Source organism: Flavobacterium franklandianum, assembly GCF_007097365.1.
Classification (GTDB): domain Bacteria; phylum Bacteroidota; class Bacteroidia; order Flavobacteriales; family Flavobacteriaceae; genus Flavobacterium; species Flavobacterium franklandianum.
This window is the reverse complement of the sequence record NZ_VJZR01000002.1, coordinates 336,908-351,167: the sequence shown is the minus strand read 5'-3', so window position 1 is coordinate 351,167 and position 14,260 is coordinate 336,908. Positions and strand designations below refer to the sequence as shown.

At 37.2% G+C, this 14,260-nt stretch carries 7 protein-coding genes; 1 reads left to right on the top strand and 6 read right to left on the bottom strand.

Annotated elements, in window-relative coordinates:
• Positions 1 to 31 precede the first annotated feature (31 nt).
• Positions 32 to 490, bottom strand: coding sequence for an Lrp/AsnC family transcriptional regulator (locus FNW17_RS04120; RefSeq protein ID WP_143391923.1), 459 nt, complete (start codon positions 488 to 490; stop codon positions 32 to 34).
• A 212-nt stretch (positions 491 to 702) separates the two neighbouring features.
• Here FNW17_RS04120 and ald point away from each other — a divergent pair, with 212 nt between their 5' ends.
• A complete protein-coding gene (ald, locus tag FNW17_RS04115; protein ID WP_143391924.1) occupies positions 703 to 1,833 on the top strand; it encodes an alanine dehydrogenase in 1,131 nt (376 codons plus the stop codon).
• 115 nt (positions 1,834 to 1,948) lie between these two features.
• On the opposite strand, the gene FNW17_RS04110 is transcribed toward ald, so the two are convergent.
• The 5 genes from FNW17_RS04110 to FNW17_RS04090 all read right to left on the bottom strand — a co-directional run bounded on the left by FNW17_RS04110 (position 1,949) and on the right by FNW17_RS04090 (position 13,958).
• Positions 1,949 to 3,355 (bottom strand): APC family permease, encoded by a 1,407-nt coding sequence (locus FNW17_RS04110; protein ID WP_143391925.1) that lies wholly within the window; start codon positions 3,353 to 3,355, stop codon positions 1,949 to 1,951.
• Between the two features lie 1,045 nt (positions 3,356 to 4,400).
• Complete coding sequence (katG, locus tag FNW17_RS04105; protein ID WP_144070929.1) at positions 4,401 to 6,611, bottom strand: catalase/peroxidase HPI; 2,211 nt, start codon at positions 6,609 to 6,611, stop codon at positions 4,401 to 4,403.
• A 177-nt stretch (positions 6,612 to 6,788) separates the two neighbouring features.
• Positions 6,789 to 8,528 (bottom strand): LysM peptidoglycan-binding domain-containing protein, encoded by a 1,740-nt coding sequence (locus FNW17_RS04100; RefSeq protein ID WP_185965261.1) that lies wholly within the window; start codon positions 8,526 to 8,528, stop codon positions 6,789 to 6,791.
• Positions 8,529 to 8,796: 268 nt separating this feature from the next.
• Positions 8,797 to 11,064 carry an aconitate hydratase gene (locus FNW17_RS04095; protein ID WP_144070927.1) on the bottom strand — a complete coding sequence of 756 codons (2,268 nt, stop codon included), beginning with the start codon at positions 11,062 to 11,064 and terminating at the stop codon, positions 8,797 to 8,799.
• 122 nt (positions 11,065 to 11,186) lie between these two features.
• A complete protein-coding gene (locus tag FNW17_RS04090) occupies positions 11,187 to 13,958 on the bottom strand; it encodes a bifunctional aconitate hydratase 2/2-methylisocitrate dehydratase (RefSeq protein ID WP_144070926.1) in 2,772 nt (923 codons plus the stop codon).
• Positions 13,959 to 14,260 lie beyond the last annotated feature (302 nt).

Genomic DNA, 14,260 nt, shown 5'->3' with positions numbered 1-14,260 from the left:
TAAAAAATCTACGAATATGCTGTTAACTTTTTTAAATCGGCAAAACCGTTGTGGACTTCACTTCCGAAATAATAAAAAAACTATTAATCAACGAAACTTCGGGTAAAACTGATAGTTTTTTTTGATGAAAGTTGTGGTAACTTTCCATATCAGACAAGATGATTTTGAGCATATAATCAAAACTTCCTGAAATAAAATTACATTCGACCACTTCAGGCATATTCATAATCGACTGATTGAATCCTTCCGAAACATCGTAGGTTTGTTTGACCAACGTGACTTGGCAATACACCATTAGATTATTGCCCAATTTCTTTTTATTCAAAATCGAAACGTATTTTTCGATAATCCCTTCCTTTTCCAAACGCTTTACTCGATCGTGTACAGGCGTAAGCGAAAGATTTATTTTATTGGCAATATCCTTTAAAGTCAAATGCGCATCTACTTGGAGGAGACGCAGGATTTTTTTGTCGGTTTCGTCTAAAATCATAGTGCAAAATGATTAAATGAGTAGTATTTCAAATTTATAAATCAGATATTTTTTCGTTTTATAAACGCAAAACCCATTCGATTCAGAAATATTTTATTCAAAAATACCAAATAAAAATAATATTTTCTTAATTTAATACCAATAAACACAATAATTTCTTTCTACAGTATCTTTGTTAAGTATTAATGTTCTAACTATATACACAAAATATTATGATTATTGGAGTGCCTAAGGAAATCAAAAACAACGAAAATCGTGTTGCACTAACCCCAGCAGGTGTAGCCGAATTCAAAAAACACGGACATCTTGTCTATGTGCAAAAAAGCGCAGGAGAGAACAGTGGTTTTAGTGACAAAGCTTACGAAGAAGCCGGAGCCAAACTTTTACCAACCATTGAAGCTATTTATGAAATTGCCGAAATGATTATCAAGGTAAAAGAGCCTATTGCTTCTGAATATCCGCTTATCAAAAAAGACCAATTGCTATTTACTTATTTCCACTTTGCTTCCTCTGAACCTTTAACTTATGCTATGATGGAACGTAAAGCGGTTTGCTTGGCTTATGAAACAGTTGAAAAATCAGATCGTAGTTTGCCATTATTAGTACCTATGTCAGAAGTGGCGGGTCGTATGGCAATTCAAGAAGGGGCTAAATATTTAGAGAAACCGATGAAAGGAAAAGGAATCCTTCTTGGAGGTGTTCCCGGAGTTCCTCCTGCAAAAGTTGTTGTTTTAGGTGGTGGAATTGTAGGAACCCAAGCTGCAAAAATGGCTGCTGGGTTTGGTGCTCAAGTCACCATTCTGGATGTAAGTTTACCACGTTTACGGTATTTGTCTGACGTGATGCCTGCCAATGTAACTACAGTTATGTCGAATCATTATAATGTTCGCGACGCGATTTCTCAAGCGGATTTGGTTATCGGAGCGGTTTTAATTCCAGGTGCAAAAGCGCCACATTTGATTACCCGTGATATGCTAAAATTAATGGCTCCCGGAACCGTAGTAGTTGACGTTGCCGTTGACCAAGGAGGTTGTATCGAAACTTGTACCCCAACAACACACGAAAATCCAACTTTCATTATCGACGACATTGTTCATTATTGCGTGGCGAATATGCCTGGTGCTGTTCCTTATACTTCTACTTTAGCGTTGACCAATGCTACTTTGCCTTACGCATTACAATTAGCCAACAAAGGATGGAAAAAAGCTTGTGCCGAAAACGAAGAATTGAAAAAAGGACTCAACGTTGCCAATGGTAAAATTCTTTACAAAGGTGTTGCCGATGCTTGGAATTTGCCTTTTGAAGATGTAGAAACTGCCTTGAAAGATCTGGTTTACTCCTAATTTCATTAGTATTAAGACTTAATTCTCCCTAAAAATTAAAATCCGTCTCGTTATTAAATAACGAGACGGATTTTTTATTACCGATAACTGAACACTAAGAACTGAATACTGAACACTACTCTTTCTGTTTTGTCAAATAATAAATCGGTATTCCTATCAACATTATTAAAACGCCCCAACCACAAGTATCTGGTTTTGTGTATAACAAAGCAATTCCAATCGCGCTGGCAATAGCAATATAAAGTCCCGGCAAAAAAGGATAACCAAAAGCTTTATAAGGTCTTTCGGCATCGGGCATTTTTCTGCGAAGGATAAAAATTCCGTAAATGGTCAGGATGTAAAACACCAAAACAATGATAACAACAAAGTCCAATAAATCGCCATATTTCCCGGTCAAACACAAAGCCGAAGCCCAAAAACATTGTACCCACAATGCCCAAGCCGGAACACTCGCTTTATTCAAAAGAGACGCTTTTTTGAAAAACAAACCGTCTTGCGCCATCGTATAATACACTCTTGCACCCGCCATAATCAATCCATTATTACAAGCAAAAGTCGAAATCATAATCATCAAAGCGATAATTAAGGTTCCAATATTCCCGAAAATATTTTGTGAAGCCACAACCGCTACTCTATCCGATTCAGCTGTAGCAATGTCTTGCAACGGAACCACTGCCAAATACATCACATTGGTCAAAATATAAATACAACTTACAATCAAAGTTCCTAGAAACAAACTCAATCCTACATTTCGTTTAGGATTTTTGATTTCACCAGCGATAAAAGTCACACCTTCCCAAGCCACACTCGAAAACAACGAACCCACCAATGCCGCCGACATAGCCGAAATCAAAGCCACGCCACTAATAGGAAGCCAAGAACCCGTATCGACATTCATAGATTGAGAAGTCCAAGCATTGGCCCAATTGGCATCCCAAACTTCGGCTTTGGCTGACACAAATCCGAAAATTATCAATCCAAAAATAGAGGCAACTTTAATAACCGTCAAGACTGTTTGCAAAATCTTGCTGTTTTTCACTCCACGACTGTTAATATAACTCAATAAAATAATGGTGATTATCGAAACTATTTGAGCCGCGTGCAATTGGAAATCGTCCAATTCAAAAATTATATTTTTTTCGCTCACTGGTGGATATATATAAGCTGCAAATTTAGAAAAAGCCACACCCACAGCGGCAATGGTACCGGTTTGAATCACCGCAAAAAAGCTCCAACCGTACAAAAACCCAATCAGTTTTCCGTACGCTTCCTTGATATAAACATATTGTCCGCCCGCTTTAGGAAACATCGAACTCAACTCGCCATAACTAACAGCAGCAATCACGGTAATAAATCCTGTGAGCACCCACATCGCAATGAGCCAGCCCGCAGAACCCAATTGGCGCACCATATCCGAGCTTACAATGAATATTCCCGAACCAATCATCGAGCCCACAACGAGCATTGTTCCGTCTAGTAATCCGAGTTCTCTTTTAAAATGTTCTTCGTTGTTGTCTTGCATATTGATTTGGTTTTTTTGGTTGGCTAAAGATATACTTTTTTTGGAAATTTCAGAAAATAGATGAAAAAGTAGTTTCATTTGGGCGTGCCCCTACGGGTCGGGCTTTTCGTTCCCGCTTTTTTTCTTTTCAATTGCCACGGGTTTAAACCCGTGGCAATTGAAAAGAAAAAAGAGCTCCACTACAATCCCTCACGCGAATCTGGATTTCAATGATAATCGCAATAAAAGATGACAATTTCAAAAACAACACTTTACCTATATCTTAATTTTTATGACGATAAAAAATATAAACCGAGCCAATGGCTCTCCATTTCTGCTTAATTTATTTTTATAATTGGAAAAAATCCCAACTCTACAATATGACACGAACCTACGGTTCTCTGCCGCAAAGTTCCGTAGGAACGACTTCTTTTGTAGCAACGGATTTCAATCCGTTGAAAAAATAAAATCCGTTATGAATGAGTTCCATAGGAACGGTGCATTCCATTTTAAACGACAATTATATATTTAAAATATAAGAAAAAATTTATACATTTGAGAGAAATATAAAACGAAACAGACATACGTCAATTTACCCAAATCTAGTTTTATATTCACTATAAAGTAGCGATTAAAGACAAATTGGCAAAAAGTATAAAAAATAGTAGATAATGAAAATCAAAATTTTAACAGTATTTACACTTATCTCTTTCCAAAATTACGGACAAGGAAATTTGTGTAGAAAAGATATAATTGAAGAAAATTATATTTTCAAAAAAAACGAAATTGAAAAATACCCCGACGTCCTATATATACAATAAATCTTCTTTTTGACGTTAGCGCAGTTTTGCAAACTGTGCCCACGAGCGAGAGCAAACAATAAACATCGAAGAAGCAACAAGATTATAAATATGTGAATTGTCAATTGGAATAGGCACAGTTTGCAAAACTGCGCTAACTATTGCGGATTCTGGCAACAACAAATGTGATTGCTTCGTTCCTCGCAATGACACAAAAAAACTCCCAAGTCGCCTTGAGAGTTTTTTGGTTATAATAGAACAAAGAATCACACCAAATCGAAACGATCTAAATTCATTACTTTGTTCCAAGCTTTCACAAAGTCTTTTACGAATTGCTCTTGAGAATCGGCACATCCATAAACTTCTGCCAAAGCTCTAAGTTCTGAGTTCGAACCAAAGATAAGATCGACACGAGTCCCTTTCCATTTCAATTCTCCAGTTTTGCGATTGCGACCTTCAAAAACATCTTGAGATTCTGAAGAAGCTTTCCAAGTTGTACCAAAATCCAGCAAATTAAAGAAGAAATCATTCGTCAAAGTTTCAGGACGATTGGTAAATACGCCATTTACAGCATAATCAAAATTGGTATTCAGTACACGCAAACCACCAACCAAAACCGTCATTTCAGGAGCAGTCAAAGTTAGTAATTGTGCTTTGTCGATCAACATTTCCTCAGCTGAAACAGTGTATTTTGTTTTCATATAATTGCGGAAACCATCTGCTTCTGGTTCAAGCACTGCAAAAGATTTTACATCGGTTTGCTCTTGTGAAGCATCGCCTCTTCCGGGTGTAAAAGGAACTGTAACCGCTTGACCAGCATTTTTGGCAGCTTTCTCAATTCCTGCACATCCAGCCAAAACAATTAAATCGGCAATTGACACTTGCTTTCCGTTAGATTGAGCAGCATTAAATGTTGACTGAATTCCTTCAAGTATTCCTAAAACTTTCGACAATTGAGATGGATTATTCACTTCCCAATCTTTTTGCGGAGCCAAACGAATGCGAGCTCCATTTGCTCCACCACGTTTATCCGAACCTCGAAAAGTCGATGCCGATGCCCAAGCAGTAGAAACTAATTCAGAAACTGACAATCCTGAACCTACTATTTTCTCCTTTAAGGCAATAATATCATTAATATCTATTAGTGAATGCGTTACAGCAGGAACTGGATCTTGCCAAATTAGTTCTTCTTTCGGAACATCTGAACCTAAATAACGTACAATAGGTCCCATATCACGATGCGTTAACTTAAACCACGCACGAGCAAACACATCTTCAAACTCAGCAGGATTTTCGAGAAAGTGTCTTGAAATTTTCTCGTAAACAGGATCAACTCTCAAGGCAAGATCAGAAGTAAGCATTGTTGGCGCGTGACTTTTCGATGGATTATGCGCATCTGGAACTGTCCCTGCTCCTGCTCCACCTTTTGGTTTCCATTGATGTGCTCCAGCTGGACTTTTCGACAATTCCCATTCGAAACCGAAAAGGTTCTCTAAATAATTGTGACTCCATTTAGCAGGTGTCGTAGTCCAAGCACCTTCGAGACCGCTACTAATGGTGTGTTCTCCAAATCCACTTTCAAAGGAGTTTTTCCAACCACAGCCTTGCTCTTCAATACCAGCAGCGGCAGGTTCTGGCCCAACATATTGATTTGGATCTGCAGCACCGTGTGTTTTCCCAAAAGCATGTCCGCCAGCAATAAGAGCAACCGTTTCTTCATCGTTCATTGCCATACGAGCAAAAGTCTCCCGAATATCGCGGGCAGATGCTAGTGGGTCAGGATTTCCGTTAGGTCCTTCTGGATTTACATAAATCAACCCCATTTGAACAGCGGCCAAAGGATTTTCTAATTCACGGTCACCTGTATAACGTTTATCATCCAACCACTTTCCTTCGGAACCCCAATAAATATCTTCGGCAGGTTCCCAAACATCTTCGCGTCCGCCAGCGAAACCAAAAGTTTTGAAACCCATCGATTCCAGCGCACAATTTCCTGTAAGAATCATCAAGTCAGCCCAAGAAATTTTCTTGCCGTATTTTTGTTTAATAGGCCATAGTAATAAACGAGCTTTATCTAAATTCACGTTGTCAGGCCAACTGTTCAGTGGCGCAAATCGTTGCGTACCAAAACCTGCTCCACCTCGACCATCAGCTATTCGATACGTTCCCGCACTATGCCACGCCATTCGAATAAAAAACGGGCCATAGTGACCATAATCGGCCGGCCACCAATCTTGGGAATCGGTCATCAGCTTAAAAATATCTTGCTTAATAGCATTCAAATCTAAACTTTTGAAAGCGGTTGCATAATCAAAATCTTCGCCCATCGGATTGGACAAAGAAGAGTGTTGCCTAAGAATGCTCAAGTTCAATTGATTTGGCCACCAATCATTGTTTCGTGTGCCTGTACTTTGTTTTACAGCACCACCTGAAAAAGGACATTTCCCTCCTCCTTCCACATTAGTATTACTTTCCATAATTATATGATTTTAAAAATATTAAACAAATTTATAAAAAATAAACTATCGAAAATGTTTTTACGATAGATAAAAACTATATCAATAATTAAAAATTATTCTAATTTCAACCAAATGTTTAAAATAAAAAACTCCCAAGCCGCCTTGAGAGTTTAAAAAAATATAATTAAAAAGTGCTTATAAGACTCGATTCACCTGAACCAAATTCTTCTCGTAATAGGATTCTTTGGTAGAAGAAATAATCACGCCACCGTGAGTTGCAGAATGGATGAATTTAATTTCGCCATCTAGCACTTCGACCACCATTCCTACGTGATTTATCCGGCTTCTTCCATTGGTTTTAAAGAAAATTAAATCGCCTTTCTGAGCATTTTCAGCATCAATTTTAGAACCATAAGAAGCCATTTCTATAGACGACCTAGGTAACTTAATATCGTAACTACTAAAAGTATAACAGATCAATCCGGAACAATCAAAACCGTCTGTCGTTGTTCCGCCAGATCGATACCGAGTCCCAATATTTTCGGAAGCCTTTGAAATTAGTTGATCTACAAAAGTGGCATCGCGCACTATATTTGACTCTTTATTTTCAAATTTTTCTGTGACATTCTCAGCTTCAAGAGCTATTGCATTTTCGATTGCAATCTCTTTCTGTATTAATTTTGAGGTACGAATTTTAAGCAGATAACCCACCAATAATTTTTTTGAAATATTCGGATTTTGTTTTTCTAATTCGGCAACCTTAAGACCATATTGTTTGGCAATTCCGTATTTAGTTTCTTTCGGCAAAACTTCGTGAGAAATTTCGGTTTCTGATTTCTTGTCTTCTATATTTTGTGGAACAACTGCAATTTCTTTTGGAGATTTCACTTCTTTATTCTCGGCAACAAGACTTGAATTAGTATCCGATTTTACTAGAACACTAATTTTTTGACCCACTTTCAAGGATTTTTTCCCTAATTCAGGATTGGCTTTTTTCAAGTCAGAAAGTGAAATTCCGTATTGTTTAGAAATGGAATATAACGATTCTTTAGGTAAGACTTCGTGAGTGATAACGGTTGATGATTTTTTAGTATCGTCTGTAGTTTGTGCTAGAACTGGAATTGTTTTTGCAACTTCTGATTCCTTTTTCACAACTATGGTCTGTGGTGCAACAGCAGCTTCTTTTTTAGAAATCATTTCTTTGTTCTCGGCGACAAGTCTTAAATTAGTATCTACTTTTACTGGAACATTAAGTTTTTGACCAACTTGTATGGATTTATTGGCTAATTCTGGGTTGGCTTTTTGTAGATCGGCAAGCTTGATTCCGTATTTTTTGGCAATAGAATACAAAGATTCTTTCGGCAAAATTTCATATTCAATTCCTTGAGTTGGAAATTCTGTTTTTTCTTCTGCTTTTGGGGCAATTACTATTTCTTCTTTTGGATTATTTTTTTTGGAAACGGTTTGCTTTTTATCTTCACTTGTTTTTTTAGTTTCTTTTGCTACTGCAAAATCTTCTAAAGCCGTTTGAAGAATCTTGATGGTTTGTCCAATTTTCAACCCTTCTTTTTCCAGATTAGGATTGATTTTATACAAATCTTCAATAATTATATGGTGTTGTTTTGCAATTCCGTAAAGCGTTTCTTTGGGAAGCACTTCGTGTGTTTTTTCAGGAAGGTTGCTTGCAGTTGCAGGTGATGAAACCGATCTATTCTTTTTAGTATTGGTTGGAATCAACAAAACCGTTTTCCAATTAATTCCGTTTACAGCGTCAGGATTGAGTTCATAAATAGCCGATGGTTTTACATTATATTTCTGTGCAATTTCACTGATGGTTTCACCCTTAGAAACAGTATGCTTCTTGTACTTTTCCTGCGAAAAAAGACTCATACTACTAAAGAAAACTATCAAAAAAAGGCAACTATAATACTTCATAAACATCATTTAAATTTCAAATCTTTATTGTACTGTTTCTGGAATTCTGAATGTGAAACAACAACCACAATTATTCTGTAAAAAAATGAATAATTATTTTACTTTAACGGCAAAACTTAATAATTAAGTACAACCTAAAAACAAATTTAATCTTAAAATATGAATTTCGCAATTTTTAAAAGACTCTTTATAGTCAATTTAACAAATTATCGAATAAAGAATGCCCAAGTTTCCTTGGGCATTTTTGATATAATTATTGTTTTTTAAATTATGATTTTCCCGCAGCAGCAATTAAATTTAATGCTGAACCAGCAACAAACCAGCCAATTTGGCTATCGTTATAAGTATGGTTTGCCAAAATCAAATCTTTAGAACCATCAGCATGAACGAATTCTAATGTCAATGGTTTTTCTGGAGCAAAATCAACTAAGTCAACAAAGTTAATGGTGTCGTCTTCTTGAATTTTATCGTAATCAGCTTCGTTAGCAAAAGTAAGCCCCAACATTCCTTGTTTTTTCAAATTGGTTTCGTGAATACGGGCGAATGATTTTACCAAAACTGCTTTCACACCCAAGAAACGAGGTTCCATTGCAGCGTGTTCGCGAGAAGAGCCTTCGCCATAATTATGATCTCCCACAACAATTGAAGGGATTCCAGCTACTTTATAAGCGCGCGCTACAGCAGGAACTGCATCGAAATTACCAGTTAATTGGTTTTTAACTTTATTAGTTGCTTGACCAAAAGCATTCACTGCACCTATCAACATATTGTTTGAAATATTATCCAAATGCCCACGAAAACGCAACCAAGGCCCAGCCATAGAAATATGGTCGGTGGTACATTTTCCGAAAGCTTTAATTAATAATTTGGCTCCCAAAATATTTTTTCCATCCCAAGCTTCGAATGGCGCTAAAAGTTGCAATCTGTCTGATGTTTCGCTTACCAAAATTTGAACACTAGAACCATCAGCAGCTGGTGCTTGGAATCCGTTATCTTCCACTGCGAAACCTCTTTTTGGTAATTCATCACCAAAAGGCGCAGTCAATTTCACTTCTTCACCATTGTCGTTAATCAAAGTATCCGTCAACGGATTGAAATCTAATCTTCCTGAAATAGCCAATGCAGCAACCATTTCTGGAGACGTTACAAAAGCGTGCGTGTTTGGATTACCATCGGCACGCTTGGAGAAATTACGGTTGAAAGAGTGAACGATTGTGTTTTTCTCTTGCTTGTCAGCTCCTGCTCTATCCCATTGCCCGATACAAGGTCCGCAAGCATTGGTAAAAACTTTGGTTCCCATTTTTTCGAAAGTGGCTATGATTCCATCTCTTTCGATCGTATATCTAATTTGTTCCGATCCTGGATTGATTCCGAATTCCGCTTTTGGAGTAATTCCGTGTTCTACAGCTTGGTTTACGATTGATGCGGCACGAGCCATATCTTCGTAAGAAGAGTTGGTACAAGAACCTATTAATCCCCATTCTACTTTTATTGGCCATCCGTTTGAAGCAGCTTCTTCTTTCATTTTAGAAACTGGCGTTCCTCTGTCTGGAGTAAAAGGACCATTAATATGTGGCTCTAATTCCGAAAGGTTGATTTCGATTAGTTGGTCGAAATAAGTTTCTGGATCGGCATACACTTCTGGATCGGCAGTCAAGTATGAAGCCACTTTATCGGCAGCATCAACCACATCTTGACGACCTGTTGCAGAAAGGTATCTTCTCATTGACTCATCATAACCAAATGTAGAAGTAGTCGCTCCTATTTCGGCTCCCATATTACAAATAGTTCCTTTTCCGGTACAAGACATTGAAGTTGCTCCTTCTCCAAAATATTCAACAATAGCACCCGTTCCGCCTTTCACGGTAAGAATATCGGCTACTTTTAGGATTACATCTTTTGGCGCAGTCCAACCCGATAATTTTCCAGTCAATTTTACACCAATTAATTTTGGAAATTTCAATTCCCAAGACATTCCTGACATAACATCAACAGCATCAGCTCCACCAACACCGATAGCCAACATTCCCAATCCACCTGCATTTACAGTATGTGAATCGGTTCCAATCATCAAACCTCCAGGGAACGCATAGTTCTCCAAAACGATTTGGTGAATAATTCCTGAACCAGGTTTCCAAAAACCAATTCCGTATTTATTAGAAACTGAAGAAAGGAAGTCGAAAACTTCTTTGGATTGCGAATTGGCTGCAGCTAAATCAAATTCGGCTCCATTTTTAGCCAAAATTAAATGATCACAGTGCACGGTTGTAGGAACAGCAACTGTTTTCTTACCAGCGTGCATAAATTGCAATAATGCCATTTGAGCCGTTGCATCTTGGCAAGCTACTCTGTCTGGAGCAAAATCTACATAATCAACCCCTCTTTTAAAAGTTGCAGCAGGTTGTCCTTCCCAAAGGTGGCTGTATAAAATTTTCTCTGTCAATGTTAGTGGGCGTCCAACTAGCTCCCGTGCTTTGTCTACACGAGAAGTCATATTTGCGTACACTTTTTCGATCATTCCTATATCAAATGCCATAATTTATATATTTATTTTGTTATCTATTTTTAATTATCACAAGTTACAAAAAAATAGAGTACAAAAAAAAACCTGAATCATTGGACTCAGGCTTTTAAACTATAATTAACAAATTATGTGAATTATTTAACTAATAACTTATGAGAAGGCGCAAACTTTGTCAGATCGATACCCACTACTGCCGTTTTATATTCCTCAATTGTAGGAGTTCTACCAAGAACTGTAGAAAGAACCACAACCGGAGTAGAGGAAAGCAAAGACTCTCCTTTTTTACCTTCTGTATCCTCAACAACTCGTCCTTGGAAAAGACGCGTAGATGTTGCCATAACCGTATCTCCTTTGGCCGCTTTTTCCTGATTACCCATACAAAGGTTACAACCTGGACGCTCTAGATATAACATATTTTTGTATTCTGTACGTGCTGCAGCTTTAGGAATAGTATCGTCGAATTCGAAACCAGAATATTTTTGTAAAACTGCCCAATCTCCTTCAGCTTTAAGTTCATCTACAATATTATAGGTAGGCGGTGCAACTACAAGCGGCGCTAAAAATTCCACTTTCCCTTTTTGAATTTCAATATTTTTAAGCATTTGAGCTAGGATTTTCATATCTCCCTTGTGAACCATACAAGAACCGATAAATCCAAGATCTACTTTTTTCACTCCTCCGTAGAAAGATAATGGTCTGATGGTGTCGTGCGTATATCGTTTAGAAACATCGGGATTATTCACATCAGGATCAGCAATCATTGGTTCAGCAATCAGATCCAAATCGACCACAACTTCAGCATAATACTTAGCATTTGCATCTGGAGTTAAAGCTGGTTTCACTCCTGATTTAATTTCAGCAATTCTATTCTCAGCGATAGTAATCAACCCTTTAAGCACTTGTATATGATTGTCCATACCTTTATCGATCATAATCTGGATTCTACTCTTCGCAATCGCCAGTGATTCAATCAAAGTAGCATCTTCGGAAATACAGATAGAAGCTTTAGCCTTCATTTCTGCAGTCCAGTCAGTAAACGTAAAAGCCTGGTCAGCAGTAAGAGTTCCAAGGTGAACCTCAATAATTTTACCTTGAAATACATTTTCTCCACCAAATTGCTTAAGCATTTGAGATTGTGTCGCGTGAACCACATCACGGAAATCCATATAACTTTTCATCTCTCCTTTGAAAGTCACTTTTACTGATTCAGGAATTGGCATTGAAGCTTCACCGGTAGCCAGTGCAAGCGCAACTGTTCCTGAGTCAGCACCAAAAGCAACACCTTTAGACATTCTTGTATGAGAGTCACCACCGATGATGATAGCCCATTCATTTACAGTAATATCATTCAATACTTTGTGAATTACGTCGGTCATTGCGTGATAAACCCCTTTCGGATCACGAGCTGTAATTAATCCGAAGTCGTTCATGAATTTCATCAATCTAGGAATATTTGCTTTAGATTTATTATCCCAAACTGAAGCCGTGTGACAACCTGATTGGTAAGCACCGTCAACAATTGGCGAAATCACTGTAGCAGCCATAGACTCCAATTCTTGAGAAGTCATAAGCCCTGTTGTATCTTGTGAACCAACAATATTTACGGTAACACGAACATCCGAACCAGCATGTAAAACTTTACCCGGAGTTGTTCCAACAGCGTTTTTATTAAATATTTTTTCTACTGCCGTAAGACCTTGTCCTTCAATAGAAACTTCTTTTGACGGAGCATATACAGGCACAATATCAATACCTAGAGTCTTTGATGCAAATGTTTGTAATTTTTTTCCAAACACGATAGCATAAGAACCTCCCGCTTTTATAAATTCAATTTTCTGAGGCGTAAATGCCTTAGAAATATCTATTAATTCTTTATCGCCGTTATACAATTTCTTTGATTTTGTGTTGATTGTAAGAACCGTACCAGTGGCAACAGAGTAAACTTCCTCTATAATAGGATCACCACTTTCATTACGAACAGGGTTTCCATTTTCATCAAGTTTTTTAACCCAGTTTTTAAGATCCAAACCAATACCACCTGTAACATCTACAGTAGTTAAAAAAATTGGAGAAATACCGTTTGTCCCTGCAACAATTGGAGCAAAATTAACAAATGGGACATAAGGACTTGCTTGTTTACCTGTCCAAAGTGCCACGTTGTTTACACCAGACATTCTTGATGAACCCACGCCCATAGTACCTTTTTCGGCGATTAACATCACGCTCTTATCAGGATTCGCTTCTGATAAAGCTTTGATTTGAACTTGAGCTTCTGGAGAAATTAAGCATTTACCGTGCAATTCACGATCTGAACGAGAGTGTGCTTGGTTTCCTGGAGAAAGTAAGTCAGTTGAAATATCTCCTTCACCAGCAATAAAGGTAATCACCCTAATTTCTTCTGCTATTTCGGGTAATTTAGTAAAGAACTCCGCCTTAGCATAGCTCTCTAAAATAGCTGAAGCTATTCCGTTTCCGCTTTTGAAAGCAGCCTCTAAACGATCTGTATCTGCTTCATAAAGAAATACTTGTGTTTTTAAAACTTCCGCGGCGTCTTTTGCAATGGCAACACCATCACCTAGAGCTAAATCAAGTAAAACGGATATAGAAGTTCCTCCTTTCATATGCGACAATAACTCTAAAGCAAAAACAGGCGTAATTTCAGCAACTACGGATTGACCAAGAACGATTTCCTTTAAAAAATTAGCTTTCAAATTGGCAGCAGGAGTAGTTCCTGGAACAATATTATAAATGAAGAATTTAAGAGAATCTTCTCTATGTTCATTATCTAAATCTTTAATTTGCGCAATGATTTCGCTTAATAATTCGGCACCATCAATTGGTTTTGGGTGTAACCCTTGGCTTTTTCTTTCTTCAATCTCTTGGATGTAATCCTTATAAATGCTCATAATAGTTTGATTGTTATAGACATCATTTCTTGATTAATTCAAAATCAAATGCCCAAGTGTTTTTGGTATATTAAGTATTCTTTAAGCTTGGTTTTTTACATTAAAATAATCGATTAATCATATAAATTAAACGATTATTTTTTAGCGTTACAAATTTAAGAATTTATGATGAGTTTTAAAAAATATTAGCACAATAAGCTGTTTCATGCCTGATAATTACACATTAAATAAATTATATGTATTTTATTGAAAAATTCTAAAAATCAGATTGATTAATTAAATAATCAACATTAAAGAGGGTG